This window comes from Ureibacillus endophyticus, from assembly GCF_024159215.1.
Lineage (GTDB): Bacteria > Bacillota > Bacilli > Bacillales_A > Planococcaceae > Ureibacillus > Ureibacillus endophyticus.
In genome coordinates this window covers 3174736-3197367 of record NZ_JAMYWW010000001.1, presented here as the reverse complement: position 1 = coordinate 3197367, position 22632 = coordinate 3174736, and the positions used below count along the sequence as shown (strand labels likewise).

Here is a 22632-nt window from a genome sequence, read left to right as displayed (position 1 = left end):
CCTAAAAGTTAAAGTAAATAAATTCACTACTACTGAAATTAGTAAACACAATATAAGTCGCTATTGTAATAAGTGCTGCTACGTAAACGGCACCTAGCCCCGAATTGAAGCGCAATTGACTTAATTACCAAGTGTTTTTTGCAAATAATGCAATGCCTAAACATAATGCCATCATCAATGTAATGAAATACACTAATGAGAATGAATGGCCAAAAAATTCAGTAGGCGTATGGAATAGCATTAACTGCTGTGCTAAGTAATTAGAAGAAAGTAGATTATTAACATTAAACATACTACTTAACACTTCCATGGCTTGATTCACTGAAGTCGCACGGAAAAATACCCACGCAATATTGACAAAATTAAATGTTAAAAACCATGCTAAAAATGTTGGGAGACGAAATCCGTATTTTGACCACAACCTGTTTATACAAGAAGCAATTCCGTGCAACATTCCCCAAATGACAAAGGTCCATCCAGCACCATGCCATATCCCACTAACAGCAAAGATAATTAGAATGTTGATATACGTTCGTATAGCACCTTTTCTACTTCCACCTAAAGGGAAATATAAATACTTCGTTAAAAACTGATTTAATGTCATATGCCAACGACGCCAAAACTCTTGAATACTTAATGATTTATAAGGCGAATTAAAGTTTAATGGTAAACGGATATTACACATTAATCCTAAGCCAATTGCCATATCAGAATAGCCACTAAAGTCAAAGTAAAGCTGCATTGTATAGGATAGGGAAGTAATCCAACCTTCCAAAAATGCTAAATCAGCTGAATTGTCGAAACCTAAATTAGCCCATTTTGCAAAGGTATCTGCAATGCCGACTTTCTTAAATAATCCGAGGATAAAAATAAAAATCCCCGTTGCAATATTTTGTATATTAATACGCTGATTTTCGTTATTCACAAACTGAGGAAGCATTTCTTTATGGTAAACAATTGGCCCAGCAATGAGCTGAGGAAAAAATGAAATAAACAACGAATAATCGAGTATGGAATAATCCTTACTTTCTTTGCGGTGCGAATCCACTAAATAAGCAATTTGTTGGAAAGTAAAAAAACTAATTCCTAAAGGTAATAGAAGATAAAGAAGTCCGTAATTAGTTGAAAATAGGAAATTTACATTGGAAATGAAAAAATCCATATATTTAAAGTACCCAAGAACTAACACATTCACGATAATTCCAAGTGTCAGCAAAAATTTTGATTGCTTAAAACTCAATAATTTGCCATAAAAATAATTAAAAACAATCGATCCTAATAGCAACGGAAGATATGCAATATTCCACCAGCTATAAAAAAAGAAAGAGCTTAAAACTAAAAAAAGTTTTGCTAAAGAGAAATTGACCTTCGTTAATATGGAATAACCAATAAAAACTACCGGTAAAAAGAGAAATATAAATTCAAATGATGTAAAAAGCATAGTATAATCCTTCCCTAAGACTTTAGTTGTAAAGATAGGTACAAAGTTGAAATTTATACGAACTTTCTCTATAAAAATTTTAATAATGTTCGTAATTAGTATTGAAAATATAAAAATCAGATGGTATATTACAGAAGTGAATTAAATAAATCGTCGTATAATGTCGAGAATATGGCTCGAAAGTTTCTACCAAGCTACCTTAAATGGCTTGACTACGATTAGATATAGAACAATATTCCTAATGGGGTTTACTGTTCTAAAATCGTGGACATGCTCTTTTTATAGTAGTGTGTCTTTTTTGTTATTTTTAGACAGATGACGATATACATACGGAGGAAAAAAATGAAAAAGTATTTCCAGTTTGATGAACTTGGAACAAATTATGGCCGTGAAATACTAGGAGGTTTTACAACATTCTTAGCAATGGCCTACATATTAGTAGTTAACCCCTTAACATTAACGTTAGCAGACGTTCCGGATTTACCTAACCGAATGGATTATGGTGCTGTTTTCGTTGCAACTGCTGTTTCAGCAGCTATTGGTAGTTTTATTATGGGGATATTTGCGAAGTATCCATTAGCGCTTGCCCCAGGTCTTGGATTAAACGCCTTCTTTGCTTATACAGTAGTATTAGTTAACGGAAGTCCTTGGCAACATGCATTAGCAGCAGTATTTATTTCAGGTGTATTCTTCTTACTATTAACGATTACAGGTTTACGTGAAAAATTAATTAATGCCATTCCAATGGAGTTAAAATTAGCAGTTGGTGCTGGTATTGGTCTATTCATTGCATTCATCGGTATGCAAAATGCAGGAATCATTGTGAATAATGATGCAACATTAGTTGGTATCGGTAATTTAAGTGACCCTCAAGTATTACTTGCGATTTTTGGTATTATCGTTACGGTAATTTTCTTAGTGAAAGGTTTCAAAGGTGGAGTATTCTACGGTATGGTGATTACTGCTATCGTAGGGATGATTTTTGGTTTAGTAGATGCACCAACAAAAGTATTTGATGTACCACCAAGCATTGCACCAACTTTTGGTTCAGTATTTGATGCGTTCTCAGATCCAGACTTCTATACTTTATCAATGCTTTCTGTAATTTTAACTTTCTTATTTGTAGATTTCTTTGATAATGCAGGAACTTTAATGGCAGTTGCTAACCAAGCAGGATTCGTAAAAAATAACCGTTTACCTAGAGCTGGTAAAGCATTAATCTCTGACTCAATCGCTACAATTATTGGTTCAATCTTTGGTACTTCAACAATTACGTCTTATGTAGAATCTTCATCAGGTGTAGCAGCAGGTGCACGTACTGGTTTTGCATCGATTGTTACTGGATGTTTATTCTTATTAGCTTTATTCTTCTCACCAGTGTTATCAGTAATTACATCTGCAGTTACTGCACCAGCATTAATCGTTGTAGGTGTATTAATGGTTGCTTCTCTTGGTGAAATTGCATGGAATCGTTTTGAAGTAGCAGTACCAGCATTCTTAACAATGGTTATGATGCCATTAACATATTCAATCGCAACTGGTATTGCAGTAGGTTTCGTTTTCTACCCATTAACAATGATTGTTAAAGGTAAAGGAAAAGAAGTAAGCCCAATTATGTATGTATTTGCAGTAATTTTCATACTGTACTTAGCAACTCAATCACATTAATAAAAAATGTAATCCCCTATGGAGTGTTCCATGGGGGATTTTTTTTCTGTTTAGGCCATTGTAATGATAATGTTGTAGAAAATGTTCTTTAATAGTGATATAAGTAACTTTTGACCTTATAATAATACCGATAATAAATTTAGGAGAATCATAGATGATTGACTATCTAAAATGGCTTTTTCCGAAAATGAAGGAGCCTAATTTAACGGACATTCTTATTTTTTTATTGATTATATTGTTAGGCTGGATAATACAACATTATGTTTTAAAATATGTCATTACAAAAGTGGCAAAGTTTTTTGAAAAGCGATCTAAAGTTGTAACTGCTCGAATACTTGAACACTTTAGTAGAGAAACGAGACATGCAATTTTTACAGGGATCATCTTTTTTGCATTGTCGTGGTTAATTGGAGTGTCCCTATTTACTAATTCTTCTGTACGAAATTTCTTTTATTCTTTAATAGTGTTTTACGCGTTTAAGGGAGCGTATGATGTCTTAACTTATTATGCAAATCACCCTGATCCTTTGTTTTTAAAAGAAAAGAAGATCCCCTTTCTAACACCGTTCTCATTACGCATTATGAAAGCTTTTTTAGCCCTTATTGCAGTTGCAATTATTGCGGGACTATGGCGATTCAATTTAAATGGGTTTTTAACGGGAATTGGGTTAACGGGTGTTGCTTTAGCGTTTGGGATAAGAGATACCTCTTCCCACATTTTTGGCGGGTTGTCGATGGGATTTGATAAGCCGTTTCAAGTGGGGGATTTTATTTCAACGGAGGATGGAAAAATAGAAGGTACAATTACGGATATCAATTTGCGCTCTACATTAATTTCAACGGCAGATAAAGGAATCGTATACGTGCCAAATGCTTATTTAATGAATAAACCAATATATAATTTATCGAAACGAGAAAAACGAAAAATAGAAACCTTCTTATATATTTCAACTAATCAAGATGAGGAGTCCATTCGAAATATTTGTAGCGAAATTAATAAACAAATTCTTTTACATCCGAAAGTGTCAAAGGAAGAGTTTGTGCTCGTGTATATTGATGAATTTCATGCAGACTATTATCGTATGCTGATAAGCTTTTACATCCCGACAAATAATATTCATGAAAAATATGCAGTGCAGCAAGACATTATATTTGGAACGAAACAAATATTAGATGAGGGCGCCATTCAGTTAATTGACCCGAATGCTTTGAAGATTAATAATTCATAAACAAAAAAGGGGCCGTTCGAAGTAGCCCCTTTTAATTTTGATTAGTCGTCATAACGGTCATCGTCATCATCATCATACCAATCGTCATCATCGTTAGTTTCTTTATGTTTTTTTAGAAGTTCTCCAGTTTGTGCGTCGAATAGTAAATCATATTCTGCATCACTTGTAGTGACTTCTACTTCATAGTAACTTTTTAAACCTTCTTTTTCATATTCCAAATCAGTAATCTTTCCATCAACTTCTTTTAATGCTTTCTTTTCGATTTCAGATTTTGATAGGATACCTGAACTATTTGCGGAACCGGTGATGTTTCCGTCGCCTGATTTAACTTTGTTTCTAAAAGTTTTTTTCTGTTTTTTTAGAAGTTCTCCAGTTTGTGCGTCGAATAGTAAATCATATTCTGCATCACTTGTAGTGACTTCTACTTCATAGTAACTTTTTAAACCTTCTTTTTCATATTCCAAATCAGTAATTTTTCCATCAACTTCTTTTAATGCTTTCTTTTCGATTTCAGATTTTGATAAGATGTCTGAACTATTTGTAGAGATGCTGTTTCCGTCGCCTGATTTAACTTTGTTTCTAAAAGTTTCTTTATGTTTTTTTAGAAGTTCTCCAGTTTGTGCATCGAATAGTAAATCATATTCTGCATCACTTGTAGTGACTTCTACTTCATAGAAACTTTTTAAACCTTCTTTTTCATATTCCAACTCAGTAATTTTTCCGTTAACTTCTTTTAATGCTTTCTTTTCGATTTCAGATTTTGATAAGATATCTGCACTATTTGCAGAACCAATGATGTTTCCGTCGCCTAATGCAACTAAACCTCCAATACCCATTACTCCTAATAAAGCTGGAACTAAAATAATCTTTTTCATGATGTTCTCTCCTTCATTTATTTGATACTTGTATCTTACAAGTTGAAAATGATAGGAGATGGAGAGTTTGATTAGAATTTGATGAGAAAAATATTAGAATTTATTAATCATCATCGTCATCATCATCTTCATTCTCATCATCGTCTTTTTCATGTGTTACTGAAAGGATTTTTCCTGAAATAGCGTGAATTTGGAATGTTGAAGATTTCTCCTCAGTTTCGATTTCGATTAAATAATATCCCCCATTAGAACTTTCTTCGAAAATAATATATTCTACTTTGCCTTTTAATTGAGATAGTGCAATATTTTTGGCTTGATTCTTAGAAATAATGGTTTCATTTTTCGTATTGTTTTGCTGTTTTACCTGCTCTGAGAGTACTTCACCGGTTTTTGCATTTACTGTAACGATTTTTAATGTTTCATTTTCTGTAATTTCAATTTTATAGGTAGGGACTTCACTTTGTTGTAGTGTTATTGATTGGATCGTGCCTTTATTTTGAAATAAAGCTTGGATTTCCTTTTTTGTTTTTAATTGAGTTGCGGGTTCATCAGTATTATCTACAATAGCAAGATTCATTTTTGTGATATTCCCAGTATTCATATCCATTTGTAAATCATAAGCTTTTTCTTGTCGTTGGAGTGTGAGATAAAATATATTTCCCTTTTGTTCAAAGGATTCAACAGTACCACCGTATAATTTTTCAACTTTAGCGGATGCTTCTTGAATCGTTAATTGTTCCGGTTTGAAAAATCGTTCTTGTATATTCCAAATAACTATTGCTGTAATGGCTACCATCATAATTACAAGGCTAATCATTAATTTAAAATAGTTTGTCATCTGTTATCCTCCCCGTTTAAGAAGGTGAGAGGGATTTGTAGCGTAAAACAAGTACCTACGTTTAATTCACTTTCTACTTCTATTTGAATTTGTAATATTTCAGCTAAATCCTTAGCAATTGCTAATCCAAGTCCTGTTCCACCTGTTTTACGGCTACGGTCTTGATGCACTCTAAAGAAACGATCGAATAGGTGAGGTAGTTGGTCTTGAGGAATCCCTACACCATAATCTTGAATATCGACTTTTACGCTGTCATTCTCCTTGACTACTTGAACATCGATATTTTCATCACTATATTTACGAGCATTATCTAAAATAATAAATAACAATTGTTTTAATTTTTGTTCATCTGACTGGATAAATAGACCTTCATCACATTGCAAAGAAAAAGTACGGTTATAAGCCTGACGCATTTCCTCTAACGTATTTTCAAGTAACTTCGTTAGATTAATATTTTCGACTGTTAAAGATAAATGTTCTTTATTTTTGGCTAACTCAAGCATTTGAACAATCATATCGTTCATACGCGATGATTCACTGACAATGGCATCAAGTGCTTCTTGTGCAACTTTTTCATTGGAAAAACCTCGACGAAGTAAGAGTTTCGCATAGCTCTCAATAACGGTTAATGGTGTTTTTAGTTCATGAGAGGCGTTTGAGACAAATTGTTCTTGCTTTTTATAATTGGTTTCTAAAGCTTCCATCATTGTATTAAAAGTACGTCCGATTTCAGCCAGCTCATCTTTTCCCTCAACAATTTCTAGCTTTTCATATGTTCCAGAAGTGCCACTTTTCTTCATAGCAATACTTAACCGTTCTAATGGTTTTAAGATTATTCTTGTTAATGCCATATTGGATAAAAGAATCGGAATCGCAATTAGAACTGTTACAGCAACTAATACAAGTTTTAATAATTGTTGATTTTGAACAACATCATCTAGTTTTTGAATTAATTGTAAATCAACAACTTCTCCATTTATCCATATTGCCTTTAGTTGAATCAGGATTGTTGAGCTGTCTATCAAACTTGATATCTCATTTAGATTCAAATTAAGCCCATCTAATGCGTCTGGAGCTTCCACAGCTGTAATTTCTACACCATTACTACTTAATACTCGAATGGCACCATTTGTCGGCATATATGCTCTTAAAACAGTAGCTGGATCAATGGTCTGTTCCATTTGGGATAAGGTTGCGAGTAATTCTTCACCCCGAGATTGCAATTGCTTTAATTCCGTATTAATTGTGATTTTCTCATACAGTGAATAGATCCCTATATTCATAATGACTAATAAAAGGAGCATCAATAAAGTTGTAAATAAATGAATTTTTGTTCTAAGCTTCATTAGAAGACTCCCTTAAAACATATCCAACTCCACGCACTGTTTGAATTAAAGAAGTTGGATTTGCTTTCTCGAGCTTTTGACGAACATAACGAATGTACACATCCACAACATTCGTATCCCCATAATAATCAAAGCCCCAAACTGCATCTAAAATTTGTTCACGGGTAAGGACCTGTTTTGGATGTTTCAACAAGTAGAGAAGTAAATCGTATTCTCTAGGGGTAAGTTCTACGTGCTGATTAAAATATTGAACTTCTCGAGATTGTTCATCAATGGATAAATTACTGTAAGTTAGAAGATGGTCGTTTTCTTCAACCTTTGTTACTTGTTTCGTAAAACGAATCGCATTGCGAATTCTTGCTAATAATTCCTCAATTTCAAAGGGCTTCGTAACATAATCATTTGCCCCTAAATCCAACCCTTTCACTTTATCTTCCACTTCGCTTTTTGCAGTCAATAAAATGACAGGTGTAGAAATTTCAGTTGCACGGATTCTTTTTAAAACATCAAGTCCGTGCATTTCGGGTAACATTAAATCAAGGAGTACTAGATCGTACTTGTTTTCACGATATTTAATTAATCCTTCTGTACCTGTATGGGCAGTATCTGCAATATATCCTTCAAATTGTAACTCTAACTGCAACACTCGAGCGATATTTTCTTCGTCTTCAATAATTAAAATACGATTTTCCATTTATCAATCAACTCGCTTTAAAATAATATTCAGTTAAAATAATACAGAACTTACATTAAAAAATGATGAGAAGAAGTCTTTAATGTTAGTATTATTACCGTAATAAAAAATTCCTAAGTAATTTTTTCTAATATAGTAACAAATAAGAAAGGATAACAAGATGAGTAAAAAACAAATTTGGTTTGAAGTAGAAGAAAATGAGACAATTGAGCAATGTTTAGAGCGAATGAAGAAAGAAGGGTACATGCCATGTGGGCGGAAAGAGGAACCTGTCTTTCATTTAGTGGATGGAGAACCGACGTATTTACGGCAAAAAATCAAATTTAAAGGGATGTTAATGGAAAATTGAAAACGTTTTCGCTCAAAATCCGAACATTACCGTTTTCTGAAAATTTATTGTTCGCATTTTTTCGTTGATTTTCTTAACAAGCCTTGTTAAAATGTGAATGAGAAAACAAAGCAATGATTAAGTCATCTAGAAAAACTTTATATAAACATCCCACATATATGCTAGAGGATATGGCTCTAGTGTCTCTACCCGACGCCGTAAATGTCGGACTATGCGGGAAAGCTTGCTACGGCAAATCAGAAAATGTGGGTAACTAACATACTTGCATGATACTTTCTGTAAGAATAATTGTCCTCAATTATTCTGCTTTCTTCGCATTTACGAGAAAGTGGAAATAGTTGAGGACATTTTTATTAATAATAACATTGTGATGGTAGATTTCTAAATCGAAGGAGAGAAAATAATGGATCCAAAAATCGGTATCATTATGGGAAGTTCAAGTGATTGGGAAACAATGAAACATGCTTGTGACATTCTTGATGAATTACAAGTTTCGTACGAGCGACAAGTTGTTTCGGCACACCGCACACCTGACTTGATGTTTGAGTATGCAGAAAATGCACGTTCACGAGGAATTGAAGTGATTATTGCAGGTGCAGGTGGGGCTGCTCATTTACCAGGTATGGTAGCAGCTAAAACGACATTACCAGTGATAGGGGTTCCAGTGCAATCGAAAGCATTGAATGGCTTGGATTCATTATTATCCATCGTACAAATGCCAGGGGGTATTCCTGTAGCAACTGTTGCAATTGGTAAAGCAGGTGCGACAAACGCGGGCTTACTTGCAGCAAGAATTTTATCAACTACGGACAAAGAACTTGCAGCTAGACTTGAAGAACATAGAGAAATGATGAAGCAAAAGGCTCTAGAAAGTACAGGTGACCTAGTGTGACAAGAATGATTTATCCTGGCCAAACAATTGGAATTATTGGTGGGGGCCAATTAGGACGCATGATGGCCCTAGCGGCAAAGGAAGCAGGTTTTAAAATTGCTGTACTTGAACCATCAATGGATTCTCCATGTGGACAAGTAGCTGATATACGAATTGTTGCACAATATGATGATGAATCAGCTTTAGAAGAATTAGCAGAAGTTAGTGATGTCATTACTTATGAATTTGAAAATATAGATTATGAAGGTTTAAAAAGATTAACAGAAATTGCATACGTTCCACAAGGTGCTGAATTGGTGCGTATTACACAAAACAGAATTACTGAAAAAGAAGCAATTTCAAATGCTGGTTGTCCTGTTGCTCCATACATAGTTGCAAAAAATTATGATGAATTAGTTAGTCAAATTGAGTTAATCGGGTATCCTTGTATTGTGAAAACTGCTCGTGGTGGATATGATGGAAAAGGTCAACAACAATTAAATTCAAAAGAAGACTTACCATTAGCAAAAGATTTATTTGAACATTCTCATTGTGTTGCTGAAGGTTTTGTTCCTTTTGAAAAAGAAATTTCCGTTATTGTTCAACGAAATGGCCATGGCGAAACATATTGCTTGCCTGTTGGAGAAAATATTCATGTGCATCACATTTTACACGAAACAATTGTACCAGCACGTATTTCAGGTGAGACATACCAAAAAGCAATTGAGGCAGCCGAAAAAATTGCAGATTACTTACAATTAGTTGGAACGTTAGCTGTTGAAATGTTTGTTCTAGAAAATGGAGAAATTGTCATCAATGAATTAGCACCAAGACCACATAACTCTGGTCACTATTCCATTGAAGCTTGTAATATTTCTCAGTTTGGTCAACATATTCGAGCGGTTTGTGGTTGGCCACTACGTAAACCGAAAATGTTAAAACCATCCATCATGGTTAACTTATTAGGCCAGCATGTTGTTCCTTTAACAAATTCCATTTCAAAATATCCTGGTTGGTCAGTTCATCTTTATGGAAAAGCTGAGGCAAAAGTGAATCGTAAAATGGGTCATGTGACAATATTAACGGAAGATATTGACGACACATTAAAACAAATCGATAGTTCTGGCATCTGGTCAGAATAGAAGGAGATTGAAAAATGATTGAACGTTACACACGTCCTGAAATGGGAGCAATTTGGACAGAAGAAAACAAATTTAAAGCTTGGTTAGAAGTTGAGATTTTAGCATGTGAAGCTTGGTCTGAACTTGGTGTAATTCCAAAAGAAGACGTTGCTTTACTTCGCCAAAATGCATCATTTGATATTAATCGTATTTATGAAATCGAAAAAGATACTCGTCATGACGTAGTAGCTTTCACTCGTGCAGTTTCAGAAACTTGCGGTGAAGAACGTAAATGGGTTCACTACGGTTTAACTTCAACAGACGTTGTTGATACAGCACTTTCTTATCTAATCAAACAAGCAAATACAATCTTACGTAAAGATATTGTGAACTTTATCGACATCTTAACGAAAAAAGCAAAAGAACATAAATATACAGTTATGATGGGACGTACGCATGGTGTTCACGCTGAACCAACTACTTTCGGTTTAAAGCTTGCTTTATGGCTTGAAGAAATGAAACGTAACTTAGAACGTTTTGATACAGCTGCAAAAGTAATTGAAACAGGTAAAATTTCAGGGGCAGTTGGAACTTACGCAAATATTGATCCGTTTGTTGAGCAATATGTTTGTGAAAAATTAGGATTACAAGCAGCACCAATTTCTACTCAAACATTACAACGTGACCGTCATGCTCAATACATGGCTACGATAGCGTTAATTGCAGCTTCAATTGAAAAGTTTGCAACAGAAGTTCGCGGTCTTCAAAAATCTGAAACTCGTGAAGTAGAAGAAGCATTTGCAAAAGGTCAAAAAGGTTCTTCGGCAATGCCACATAAACGTAACCCAATCGGTTCTGAAAATATGGTTGGTATGGCACGACTAATTCGTGGACATATGGTTACAGCATACGAAAACGTGTCACTTTGGCATGAACGTGATATTTCACATTCATCTGCTGAACGCGTTATCTTACCGGATGCAACAATCGCATTAAACTACATGTTGAACCGTTTTGGTAACATTGTGAAAAACTTAACAGTGTTCCCAGAAAACATGAAACGCAACATGGATCGTACATTCGGATTAATTTACTCTCAACGCATTTTACTTGCGTTAGTTGAAAAAGGACTTTCTCGTGAAGAGGCTTATGATACAGTACAGCCACTTACTGCTCGCGCTTGGGATGAGCAAACACAATTCCGTCCATTAGTAGAAGCGAACGAAAAAATCACTTCATATTTATCAAAAGAAGAAATTGATGATTGCTTCGACTACAACTACCACATTAAAAATGTAGATTTAATTTTCGATCGTCTAGGTTTAAATGATTAATCAGCTCTACTAAACAAATGAATATTGATACCATTCATCCCCAAAACTACGGGGATGAATCCCTAAAATCAGGAGGCGCCACGACATGAATAAAGGTCAGCTTTTATACGAAGGTAAAGCAAAACGTTTATATCAAACAGAACAGGAAGATATTTTGTTTGTTGAATATAAAAACAGTGCAACTGCATTCAACGGTCAGAAAAAAGCAGAAATCGAAGGCAAAGGTACATTAAACAATCGTATTACAACGTTAATTTTTGAAAAATTAAAAGAACTTGGAATAAACTCACATTTCGTTGAGAGAGTTTCAGACCATGAACAACTAGTTCGTAAAGTAGATATTATTCCAATTGAAGTGGTTGTACGTAATATCGCTGCGGGAACATTAGCAAATCGTCTTGGTTTAGAAGAGGGAACTCCTTTAAAACGTACTATCGTAGAGTTCTATTATAAAGATGATGATTTAGGTGATCCGCTGATTAACAACGATCATATTGACATTTTAGGCATTGCTACTAAAGAAGAAGTAGAAACGTTATATGAACAAGGTTTAAAGATTAATAGTATTTTACAACCTATTTTTCAAGATGTAGGGGTTATTTTAGTCGACTTTAAACTCGAATTTGGCCGTGACAAAGATGGCAATGTATTACTTGCAGATGAGATTTCACCGGATACTTGCCGCCTATGGGATGCAGAAACAAAACAAAAGCTTGATAAAGATGTATTCCGTCGTGATTTAGGTAGCCTTACAGAGGTATATGAAATTATTCTTGCTAGACTTGGAGGAAAATAAAATGGCAAAAGTTAAAATCTTCGTAACATTACGTGAAAGTGTATTAGACCCACAAGGATCAGCTGTACAAGGCTCATTAGCAAAGATGGGATACAACGAAGTAACTGATGTACGTATCGGTAAATATTTAGAAGTTCAAATTGGTGACACAGAACGTAATATTGATGAACTAGTGAAAGAAATGTGTGAAAAGCTTCTTACAAATACAGTAATTGAAGACTACCGCTATGAAGTCGAGGAGGCTAACTAATTATGAAATTCGCAGTACTCGTTTTCCCTGGGTCAAACTGTGATATCGACATGTACCACGCTATTAAGGATGAGCTTGGTGAAGAAGTAGAATACGTTTGGCATGATGCAACAGACTTAAGTGAATTTGACGGAATTTTAGTTCCTGGTGGTTTTTCATATGGTGACTACTTACGATGTGGTGCCATGGCAAATCAATCGAACGTAATGGTTGAAGTTAAAAAAGCTGCAGAAGCGGGAAAACCAGTTTTAGGTGTGTGTAACGGATTCCAAATCTTAACGGAAGCGGGTCTTTTACCAGGTGCACTACTTCGAAATAAAAATCTTAAATTCATGTGCCGTACTGTACAGTTAAAAGTAGAAAATAACGATACACAATTTACTAATCAGTATGAAAAAGGCCAAATTATTAATATTCCAATCGCTCACGGAGAAGGTAACTACTTCTGTGACGAAGAAACTCTAGCAAAATTAAAAGCAAATAATCAAATTGTTTTCACATATTCAGGGGAAAACCCAAATGGTAGTTTAGATGATATCGCAGGAATTATCAATGAACGTGGAAATGTTCTTGGGATGATGCCACACCCAGAACGTGCGGTAAATGATTTACTTGGTAGTAGTGATGGTCTAGCTTTATTCAAATCAATTGTTAAACAGTGGAGGGAAGCTCATGTCTAAGATGGAGCCAACAGCAGAACAAATTAAAGAGCAAAAGTTATATGCTGGCATGGGTATGTCGGATGAAGAATTTGAAATGGCAGAGAAAATCCTTGGACGTACGCCAAACTGGACAGAAACAGGTTTATTTTCTGTAATGTGGTCCGAGCACTGTTCATATAAAAACTCAAAACCTGTATTACGTAAGTTCCCAACAAAAGGTCCTCAAGTATTACAAGGTCCTGGTGAAGGTGCTGGTATTGTTGATATTGGTGATGAGCAAGCAGTAGTTTTCAAAATGGAATCGCATAACCATCCTTCTGCTATTGAGCCTTATCAAGGTGCAGCAACTGGTGTAGGTGGGATTATCCGTGACGTATTTTCAATGGGTGCGCGTCCAATCGCAATGTTAAACTCATTACGTTTCGGTGAATTAAAATCCGAACGAGGAAAATACTTATTTGAAGAAGTTGTTGCAGGGATTGCTGGTTATGGTAACTGTATTGGAATTCCGACAGTGGGTGGAGAAATTCAATTCGATCCATGTTATGAAGGTAACCCTCTTGTAAACGCAATGTGTGTTGGTTTAATCGATCATAAAGATATACAACGTGGTATTGCTGCAGGTGTTGGGAACACAGTTATGTACGTTGGAGCTAAAACTGGTCGCGATGGTATCCACGGTGCAACATTCGCATCAGAAGAATTAAGTGAAGATTCAGAAGAAAAACGCCCAGCAGTTCAAGTAGGAGACCCATTCATGGAAAAACTTTTACTTGAAGCTTGTTTAGAAGTTGTTAAATCAGACGCACTAGTTGGTATTCAAGATATGGGTGCAGCTGGTCTTACATCTTCATCAGCAGAAATGGCTTCAAAAGCTGGTTCTGGTGTTGAAATGAACTTAGACTTAGTTCCTCAACGTGAAACAGGTATGACAGCTTATGAAATGATGCTTTCTGAATCACAAGAACGTATGTTAATCGTTGTGAAAAAAGGTCGCGAAGATGAAATTAAAGCAATTTTTGATAAATATGGTTTAGACGCTGTTGCAATTGGTCGCGTAACAGACGACAAAATGCTTCGTTTATTACATAAAGGAGAAGTTGTGGCAGAAGTTCCTGCTGATGCGCTTGCAGAAGACGCTCCTGTGTATCATAAACCATCTGCTGAACCTGCTTACTTTGCTGAGTTCCAAGCAATTGAAAATAGTGAACCAGAAGTAGCAGATTATAAAGAAGCATTAAAATCCCTTCTACAAGCACCAACAATTGCTTCAAAAGAATGGGTTTACGATCAATATGATTATCAAGTGCGTACAAACACAGTTGTAGCACCAGGTTCAGATGCTGCAGTACTTCGTGTGCGCGGTACAAATAAAGGTCTAGCGATGACAACAGACTGTAACTCTCGTTACATCTATTTAGATCCAGAAACAGGTGGGAAAATTGCTGTTGCTGAAGCAGCTCGTAATATTGTTGCTTCTGGTGGACAACCACTTGCAATTACAGACTGCTTAAACTTCGGTAATCCTGAAAAACCAGAAATCTTCTGGCAAATTGAAAAAAGTGCTGATGGTATCTCAGCAGCATGTACGGCTTTAAATGCACCAGTTATCGGTGGTAACGTATCTCTTTATAATGAACGTTCAGGTGAAGCGGTTTACCCAACACCAACAATCGGTATGGTTGGTTTAGTTCAAGATTTAGCTCATGTAACAACTCAACAAGTGAAATCTGCTGGTGATGTAGTGTATTTAGTAGGGGAAACAGCTACTGAATTTGGTGGATCTGAGCTTCAAAAATTAGTGTATGGCAAAATCTTTGGAAAAGCGCCTAGCATTGATTTAGATGTAGAAGCAAAACGTCAACAAGCAATTTTAACTGCTATTCGTGAAGGTCTTGTACAATCTGCTCACGACGTTTCAGAAGGTGGCGTTGCAGTTGCGTTAGCTGAGAAAACATTTGGAACTGAAGATTTAGGTGTATATGTAACATTAGAAGGTTCAGCGGTAACTGCATTATTTAGTGAATCACAATCTCGTTTTGTTGTTACAGTTAAAGAAGAAAATGCAGCTGCATTTGAAAGTATTGTGTCTGATGCAAAGAAAATCGGTATCGTAACAGACGATGCAAAAATTACAATCAATGGTGATACTGGTATCTTATTAGAAGGTACAGTGGAGGAATTCCGTTCTGCTTGGAAAGGAGCAATCCCATGCTTGGTGAAATCAGAGGCTTAAACGAAGAATGTGGTGTATTCGGAATTTGGGGACATCCAGATTCTGCACATATAAGCTACTATGGACTTCATGCATTACAACACCGCGGTCAAGAAGGAGCTGGTATCGTCGTTACTGACGGCGATGCCTTACGCGCGGTAAAAGGTGAAGGACTTGTAAATGATGTTTTTAATGAAGAGAAATTAAAGTCTGCAAAAGGAAATGCAGCAATTGCCCACGTTCGATATACAACTGCTGGCGGTGGCGGAATTGAAAATGTGCAACCATTACTTTTCCGTTCATCTACTGGTAGTATGGCGATTGCCCATAACGGGAACTTAGTAAATGCAAATCATTTAAAGCAACATTTAGAGCGTTCAGGGAACATTTTCAATTCAACTTCTGATACTGAAGTTGTTGTGCATTTAATTAAGAAAAGTAAAAAACCAGGATTACGTGCACAAGTTAAAGAAGCTCTTTCATTATTAAAAGGTGCATTCTCGATTCTACTTATTACAAAAGATTGTATGATGATTGCCCGCGATCGAAACGGATTACGTCCAATATCAATCGGTAAGTTAGGTGATGCATGGGTTGTTGCATCAGAAACTTGTGCCTTTGATTTAATTGGAGCGGAATATGTTCGTGATGTGGAACCAGGTGAATTACTAGTTATTACAAATAACGGTATGGAAGAAGACCGTTTTGCAGAGAAAGAGAAACGTGCAATGTGTGCAATGGAGTATGTTTACTTTGCACGACCTGATTCGAACGTTGATGAAATTAACATCCATATGGCACGTAAACGTATGGGGAAACGTTTAGCCCAAGAATGTAAAGGGATTGAAGCAGATGTTGTTACAGGTGTTCCTGACTCATCTATTTCAGCGGCAATTGGTTTTGCTGAAGAAGCAGGTATCCCTTACGAATTAGGATTAATTAAACATAAATACACAGGAAGAACATTCATTCAGCCAACACAGGAATTACGTGAACGTGGAGTAAAAATGAAACTTTCCCCTGTTGTACAAGTAGTAAAAGGGAAACGCGTAGTTATGGTAGATGACTCCATCGTACGTGGTACAACTTCACGTCGTATTGTAACGATGTTAAAAGAAGCAGGTGCGACAGAAGTACATGTTGTTATTTCATCACCACCAATGAAAAATCCTTGTTTCTACGGTATTGATATTTCTTCAAGTGAAGAGTTAATTGCTTCGAGTAAAAAAGTAGAAGAAATCCGTGATGCTATTGGAGCGGATTCTCTTACATTCCTTTCTGATGAAGGGTTAGTGGATTCCATTTCACGTCCTTTTGATGATGAAAATGGCGGCCTATGTATGGCATGCTTTACAGGAAATTACCCAACGGAAATTTATCCAGATACTGTATTACCACATGAAAAAGAGCTAGTAAAATAAGGAGGACAATTTCAAAATGTCAAAAGCATATGAACAAGCAGGCGTAAATATTGAAGCTGGATATGAAGCCGTTAAACGAATGAAGTCCCATGTTGAACGTACGAATCGTTTAGGCGTTATGGGAACATTCGGAGGTTTCGGAGGCATGTTTGATTTGTCCTCTTTAAATTTAAAGGAACCTGTTCTTATTTCAGGTACTGACGGTGTCGGGACAAAATTAAAATTAGCTTTTATGGTAGATAAGCATGACACAATTGGTGTAGATTGTGTTGCAATGTGTGTGAATGATATCGTTGCTCAAGGTGCAGAACCTCTTTACTTCCTAGACTACGTGGCAGTTGGGAAAGCGGAACCTGTAAAAATTGAGCAAATCGTAAAAGGTGTAGCAGATGGATGTGTTCAAGCCGGTGCTGCATTAATCGGTGGGGAAACTGCTGAAATGCCAGGTCTTTATGAAGAAGATGAATACGATTTAGCTGGGTTTGCTGTAGGTGCTTGTGAGAAAGCAAACGTTGTAACTGGTGAAAAAATTGTTGAAGGTGACGTTTTAATCGGTCTTGCTTCTAGCGGTATTCACTCTAATGGCTACTCATTAGTTCGTAAAATTGTATTTGCAGACAATGGCTTTGCGGTTGATGAAGTAGTAGCAGGTTATGAAGATCTTGGCCCTATCGGTGAAGCACTTCTTGTACCAACAAAAATCTATGCAAAACCTGTTCTTGAAATGTTAAAACAAGTAGACATTCATGGTATGGCTCATGTAACAGGTGGCGGTTTCTACGAAAACTTACCTCGTATGATGCCAGAAGGTTTAGCAACGGAAATCGATTTAGGCTCTTGGCCGGTATTACCTATCTTTGAATTCTTAAAAGACAAAGGTGCTTTAGCCGATAAAGATTTATATAACGTATTTAATATGGGTATTGGCTATGTGTTATCAGTTCCAGCATCAGAAGTTGATAAAGTAATCGCAATTGCTGAAGAAAATAATGAAAAAGCCTACAAAATAGGTCGAGTTGTTAAGGGTGAAGGCGTTATTTTCAACGGTGAGCATGATGGGAGTTTAGTTTAAATGACAACGAAAATTGCAGTTTTTGCTTCTGGTAGTGGTAGTAATTTTCAGGCAATACAAGAGGCAATTCTTCGTGGCGAGCTAGATGCTACAATTGAACTTGTTGTCACTGATAAACCCGATGCTTTTGTTGTAAAAAGAGCTGAAAAATTCGAAATTCCTGTATTTTCATTTACGGCAAAAGATTATAAATCGAAGGCGGATTATGAACTGGAAATTATTAAAGTTCTTCAAGAGAAGGAAGTAGAGTGGGTTGTTTTAGCTGGTTATATGCGTTTAATTGGCGAAACATTATTAGCTGCGTTCCCTTATCATATCGTGAATATTCACCCTTCGCTATTACCTTCATTCCCTGGCAAAGATGCCATTGGACAAGCAATGGATCATGGCGTGAAGATAACAGGTGTTACAGTTCACTTTGTTGATGAAGGTATGGATACAGGCCCTATTCTTGCTCAAGCAGCAGTTGAAGTTGTTGAAGGTAATCGTGCTGCAACAGAAGAACGAATTCATGCAATCGAACATGTACTTTATACAGAAACATTGAAACAATTATTTGAAAATAAAGTTAATATTTATCATTGAAGGGGCCGTCTGAAAGTTCTTTTGAGACGGCACCTCTGCGACGAGGATGGTGGCATTTTGATGCGACCACCGCAGGAGCACTGAATATTTATTACTAAGAAAGACTGTGTTAGAAGTAATTTGACTTTTAACACAGCACTGATTCTTATATTACATAACTTGGAGGTCTTTTTTGTGACTAAACGTGCACTAATTAGTGTTTCAAACAAAGATGGTATTTTAGAATTTGCAAAAGAACTTGTAGCTTTAGATTATGAAATTTTATCTACTGGCGGTACGAAAAAAATGCTGCAAGATAACAATGTTCCAGTTACTGCAGTTGACGAAGTAACAAAATTCCCTGAAATCCTTGATGGACGTGTGAAAACATTAAACCCAATGATTCACGGAGGTCTTTTAGGTAAGTTTGATGATCCTTCACACCAAGCTCAAATGAACGAGCATGGAATCGAACCAATTGAAATTGTTTGTGTAAACCTTTATCCGTTTGTAGAAACAATTTCAAAACCAGATGTTACTTGGGACGATGCAATTGAGAATATTGATATCGGCGGTCCAACAATGTTACGTTCTGCTGCCAAAAATCATCAGTATGTAACTGTAATTGTAGATTCAAACGACTATGCTAAAGTTCTTGAAGAATTAAAAGCAAATGGCTCTACTACAATTGAAACACGTAAAGCGTTAGCTGCAAAAGTATTCCGTCACACAGCTGCGTACGATTCTTATATTTCTAATTATTTAACAGAAGAAGAGTTCCCAGAAAACTTAACAATGACTTATGAGTTAAAACAAACATTACGTTATGGTGAAAACCCTCATCAAAAAGCGGCATTTTATCAAAAACGTTTAAGCTCTGATTTCTCTTTAGCTTATGCTACTCAATTACATGGTAAAGAGCTTTCTTATAACAATATTCAAGATGGCAATGCAGCACTTCAAATTGTTAAAGAATTTGATAAGCCTGCTGCAGTAGCAGTTAAGCATATGAACCCATGTGGTGTTGGAACAGGTGCTACAATTGAAGAAGCATTTGATAAAGCCTATGAAGCAGACCCAACATCTATTTTCGGTGGTATTATTGCATTAAACCGTGAAGTAGACGCAGCAACTGCTGAAAAATTAGGCGGCATTTTCTTAGAGATTATTATCGCTCCTTCATTCACTGACGAAGCTTTAGAAATTTTAACGAAAAAGAAAAACATCCGTTTATTAACTATTAACTTCGCTCAAGAGAAAAAAGATCAATTTAAAGTAGTTTCTGTTGAAGGCGGTCTTTTAGTACAGGAAGAAGATACTTTCGGTTTTGTTAATGCAGATATTAAAGTAGTAACAGATCGTCAACCTACTGAAGAAGAGTTAGAAGCATTAAAACTTGGTTGGGCAGTAGTAAAACACGTTAAGTCTAACGCAATCGTTGTAAATGATGCTCAAATGACTTTAGGTGTGGGTGCTGGACAAATGAACCGAGTTGGCGCGGCGAAAATTGCTCTTGAACAAGCTGGAGAAAAAGCAAAAGGTGCAGTATTAGCATCAGACGCATTCTTCCCAATGAGTGATACAGTTGAAGCAGCTGCAGCAGCAGGTATTACAGCAATCATTCAACCTGGTGGATCCGTAAAAGACCAAGATTCTATCGATAAAGCAAACGAATTTGGAATTGCAATGGTGTTTACAGGGGTACGTCATTTCAAACATTAATATATACATTAGCGCTCGTCTTTAGGAGGCGAGCGTTTTTTGGGAATACTTGCTGTGTGAAAATTCGCCCATAAATTCCGAGAAATCGCCCATAAATCCTTAGAAACCGCCCTTAAATAAGGCAAAACCGCCCATAAATTGATAATAACCGCACATAAAAAATTGTAGGAGGTACTATATGAATATCCTTGTAATTGGTAGTGGTGGTCGCGAACACGCAATCGCCAAAAAGTTTAATGATGCACCATCTGTAAACAAAGTGTACGTAGCACCAGGTAATGACGGAATGCGTGATTGTGCAGAATTAGTAGGACTAGATGTAATGGATTTTGCAGGACTTGCACAATTTGCGAAAGAAAATGCAATTGATTTAACGTTTGTAGGACCCGAACAACCACTAGCGGGAGGAATTGTAGACTTCTTCCAAGAACGTAATTTAACGATTTTTGGTCCAACAAAAGCTGCTGCTCAAATCGAAGGTAGTAAGTCTTATGCAAAGGAAATTATGAAAAAATACAACATCCCAACTGCTGCATACGAAACGTTCACAGATGCAGAACAAGCGATTGCCTATGTGAAACAACAAGGCGCACCAATCGTTGTAAAAGCTGACGGTCTTGCAGCTGGTAAAGGTGTAATTGTGGCAATGACTGAACAAGAAGCTATTGATGCCATTAATGATATGATTGGTAATCAACGTTTTGGTGAATCATCATCTCGCGTTGTAATTGAAGAGTTTTTAGATGGTGAAGAATTCTCCTTCATGTCATTTGTACATAAAGGACAAATTTATCCAATGGTTATTGCACAAGATCATAAACGTGCTTATGACGGAGACAAAGGTCCGAATACAGGGGGAATGGGAGCATATTCACCAGTACCTCAAATTCCACAAGAAGTGGTTTCACAAGCGTATATTAAAATTGTTGAACCAACAGTTAAAGCAATGGAAGAAGAAGGCGTATCGTTCACAGGTATTCTATATGCGGGATTAATCTTAACTAAACAAGGTCCAAAAGTAATTGAGTTCAATGCTCGTTTTGGTGACCCTGAAACTCAAGTTGTTCTTCCACGTATGACTTCTGATTTTGGTTTATTCATGAAAGCATTAATGGAAGAGAAGTACTTTGATTTACAATGGTCTAACGAAGCGATGTTAGGTGTTGTTGTTGCAGCTGAAGGTTACCCAGGAGATGTAGAAAAGGGGAACCCACTACCTAACTTAGTTGAAATTAGTGAAAATCTTGCTGTTTACCATGCGGGAACAAAATTAGTTGATGGGCAATATGTTGGTAATGGCGGCCGTGTACTATTAATTGGTGCAAAAGCTGAAAACTTAAAAGATGCACAAGAAAAAGTTTATAGTGCTATTAACTCTTTAGAGTGGGATAAATTCTTCTATCGTAAAGATATTGGATGGCGTACATTTAAATAAACAAAATTTAGGGCTGTGCAATGTTGCACAGCCCTTTCTACTTACTAATTATTTTTATTTGGTGCTGATTTGGATTGTCCACCGTTTTGATTAATGTTCATTTGAGAAGCTGCTTTAGATATGGCTTCTGCTGGGTCTGATCCGCTCGCCACGCTCTTCATTACTTCTGATGCGACATTTTCAAATCGATGGTTGCTATCCTTTTGTTTATTACTTGTAGATGAATTAGATGATCGACTACCGTTCACAGTTGAAGAAGCAGCTTTATTTATCGCTTGTTCAGGATTTTCACCTTCCATTACAGATTGCATTGCTTGAGTAGCAATCTTTGCAAGTCCGCCTTCTGACCAGGAATGACTACTTTTTGAAGTATTGGAAGGGGAAGAGTTACCCCAGCGATTTTGATAAGTGTCGTTATAAGCTCTCATCAAGCTATCGCCATCCATATACTCATCAAAGGAATTATAAATCGCTTCTTTTACATTAGACCCAATTAGAGCTTTTGTTGGACAATATAAGAATATCCCCTCTGCAACCTTCATGGCACCAGCAAGAACTAAAGCAGAACCGAGCGTTTTGCTACCAGACTCCTTTGTTAATTGAGCAACACCAAAAGCTGTTAACCCTGTACCAAGTGCTAAACGAACAAAACCGCTTCTTTCTGAAATATTTTCTTGCATGTCAGACACTCCTTTTAAAGTAAATATGTTCCATCCAAAAACTTTAATTT

20 protein-coding genes, 1 pseudogene and 2 riboswitches are annotated in these 22632 nt (G+C 36.2%); of the genes and pseudogenes, 15 read left to right on the top strand and 6 right to left on the bottom strand.

The window, feature by feature from the left end; all coding sequences use genetic code 11:
- Position 1 precedes the first annotated feature (1 nt).
- A pseudogene (locus tag NKR20_RS15810) lies at positions 2-1441 on the bottom strand (MBOAT family O-acyltransferase).
- Between the two features lie 133 nt (positions 1442-1574).
- Positions 1575-1676: riboswitch (purine riboswitch) on the top strand.
- Positions 1677-1783: 107 nt separating this feature from the next.
- Here NKR20_RS15810 and NKR20_RS15805 point away from each other — a divergent pair.
- Together NKR20_RS15805 and NKR20_RS15800 are read left to right on the top strand one after the other, a co-directional pair.
- Entirely contained in the window at positions 1784-3109 is a 1326-nt protein-coding gene (locus NKR20_RS15805; protein WP_121214653.1) for an NCS2 family permease, read from the top strand.
- Positions 3110-3263: 154 nt separating this feature from the next.
- Positions 3264-4337, top strand: a complete 1074-nt coding sequence (locus NKR20_RS15800; RefSeq protein WP_253427493.1) for a mechanosensitive ion channel family protein — start codon at positions 3264-3266, stop codon at positions 4335-4337.
- A gap of 41 nt (positions 4338-4378) precedes the next feature.
- Here NKR20_RS15800 and NKR20_RS15795 read toward each other — a convergent pair whose 3' ends face one another.
- The 4 genes from NKR20_RS15795 to NKR20_RS15780 form a co-directional block, all read right to left on the bottom strand.
- Positions 4379-5212: a PepSY domain-containing protein gene (locus tag NKR20_RS15795; RefSeq protein ID WP_253427491.1), complete on the bottom strand. Its 834-nt coding sequence runs from the start codon at positions 5210-5212 to the stop codon at positions 4379-4381.
- Positions 5213-5315: 103 nt separating this feature from the next.
- Positions 5316-6050 carry a PepSY domain-containing protein gene (locus tag NKR20_RS15790; RefSeq protein WP_253427489.1) on the bottom strand — a complete coding sequence of 245 codons (735 nt, stop codon included), beginning with the start codon at positions 6048-6050 and terminating at the stop codon, positions 5316-5318.
- On the bottom strand, positions 6047-7396 hold the full coding sequence (locus tag NKR20_RS15785; protein ID WP_253427487.1) for a sensor histidine kinase: 1350 nt from the start codon (positions 7394-7396) through the stop codon (positions 6047-6049). The genes NKR20_RS15790 and NKR20_RS15785 overlap by 4 nt, the downstream gene beginning before the upstream one ends.
- Positions 7386-8090 (bottom strand): response regulator transcription factor, encoded by a 705-nt coding sequence (locus NKR20_RS15780; protein ID WP_121214649.1) that lies wholly within the window; start codon positions 8088-8090, stop codon positions 7386-7388. The genes NKR20_RS15785 and NKR20_RS15780 overlap by 11 nt, the downstream gene beginning before the upstream one ends.
- Before the next feature lie 160 nt (positions 8091-8250).
- Between NKR20_RS15780 and NKR20_RS15775 the strand changes: the two genes are divergently transcribed.
- The 13 genes from NKR20_RS15775 (at position 8251) to purD (ending at position 21902) form a co-directional block, all read left to right on the top strand.
- Complete coding sequence (locus NKR20_RS15775; RefSeq protein ID WP_121214648.1) at positions 8251-8439, top strand: NETI motif-containing protein; 189 nt, start codon at positions 8251-8253, stop codon at positions 8437-8439.
- A 132-nt stretch (positions 8440-8571) separates the two neighbouring features.
- A riboswitch (purine riboswitch) is annotated at positions 8572-8671 on the top strand.
- Between the two features lie 171 nt (positions 8672-8842).
- Entirely contained in the window at positions 8843-9331 is a 489-nt protein-coding gene (purE, locus tag NKR20_RS15770) for a 5-(carboxyamino)imidazole ribonucleotide mutase (RefSeq protein WP_121214647.1), read from the top strand.
- A complete protein-coding gene (gene purK, locus NKR20_RS15765) occupies positions 9328-10452 on the top strand; it encodes a 5-(carboxyamino)imidazole ribonucleotide synthase (protein ID WP_121214646.1) in 1125 nt (374 codons plus the stop codon). Before purE ends, purK begins: the two co-directional genes overlap by 4 nt.
- Before the next feature lie 14 nt (positions 10453-10466).
- Positions 10467-11765, top strand: coding sequence for an adenylosuccinate lyase (gene purB, locus NKR20_RS15760; protein WP_253427485.1), 1299 nt, complete (start codon positions 10467-10469; stop codon positions 11763-11765).
- Positions 11766-11850: 85 nt separating this feature from the next.
- On the top strand, positions 11851-12561 hold the full coding sequence (purC, locus tag NKR20_RS15755; protein WP_121214644.1) for a phosphoribosylaminoimidazolesuccinocarboxamide synthase: 711 nt from the start codon (positions 11851-11853) through the stop codon (positions 12559-12561).
- Position 12562: 1 nt separating this feature from the next.
- Complete coding sequence (purS, locus tag NKR20_RS15750) at positions 12563-12811, top strand: phosphoribosylformylglycinamidine synthase subunit PurS (RefSeq protein WP_121214643.1); 249 nt, start codon at positions 12563-12565, stop codon at positions 12809-12811.
- A 2-nt stretch (positions 12812-12813) separates the two neighbouring features.
- Positions 12814-13491, top strand: a complete 678-nt coding sequence (gene purQ / locus NKR20_RS15745) for a phosphoribosylformylglycinamidine synthase subunit PurQ (protein WP_121214642.1) — start codon at positions 12814-12816, stop codon at positions 13489-13491.
- Positions 13484-15709, top strand: a complete 2226-nt coding sequence (purL, locus tag NKR20_RS15740) for a phosphoribosylformylglycinamidine synthase subunit PurL (protein ID WP_253427483.1) — start codon at positions 13484-13486, stop codon at positions 15707-15709. The genes purQ and purL overlap by 8 nt, the downstream gene beginning before the upstream one ends.
- Positions 15685-17109 (top strand): amidophosphoribosyltransferase, encoded by a 1425-nt coding sequence (purF, locus tag NKR20_RS15735; protein ID WP_253427481.1) that lies wholly within the window; start codon positions 15685-15687, stop codon positions 17107-17109. Before purL ends, purF begins: the two co-directional genes overlap by 25 nt.
- Before the next feature lie 16 nt (positions 17110-17125).
- On the top strand, positions 17126-18181 hold the full coding sequence (gene purM, locus NKR20_RS15730) for a phosphoribosylformylglycinamidine cyclo-ligase (RefSeq protein ID WP_253427479.1): 1056 nt from the start codon (positions 17126-17128) through the stop codon (positions 18179-18181).
- Entirely contained in the window at positions 18182-18766 is a 585-nt protein-coding gene (gene purN / locus NKR20_RS15725) for a phosphoribosylglycinamide formyltransferase (protein ID WP_253427477.1), read from the top strand. It abuts the gene before it with no gap.
- Positions 18767-18940: 174 nt separating this feature from the next.
- Positions 18941-20467: a bifunctional phosphoribosylaminoimidazolecarboxamide formyltransferase/IMP cyclohydrolase gene (gene purH, locus NKR20_RS15720; protein ID WP_253427475.1), complete on the top strand. Its 1527-nt coding sequence runs from the start codon at positions 18941-18943 to the stop codon at positions 20465-20467.
- A gap of 178 nt (positions 20468-20645) precedes the next feature.
- Positions 20646-21902: a phosphoribosylamine--glycine ligase gene (gene purD / locus NKR20_RS15715; RefSeq protein ID WP_121214636.1), complete on the top strand. Its 1257-nt coding sequence runs from the start codon at positions 20646-20648 to the stop codon at positions 21900-21902.
- 44 nt (positions 21903-21946) lie between these two features.
- Here the strand turns inward: purD and NKR20_RS15710 are convergent, their stop codons facing one another.
- Positions 21947-22582, bottom strand: coding sequence for a YgaP family membrane protein (locus NKR20_RS15710; protein WP_253427473.1), 636 nt, complete (start codon positions 22580-22582; stop codon positions 21947-21949).
- Positions 22583-22632 lie beyond the last annotated feature (50 nt).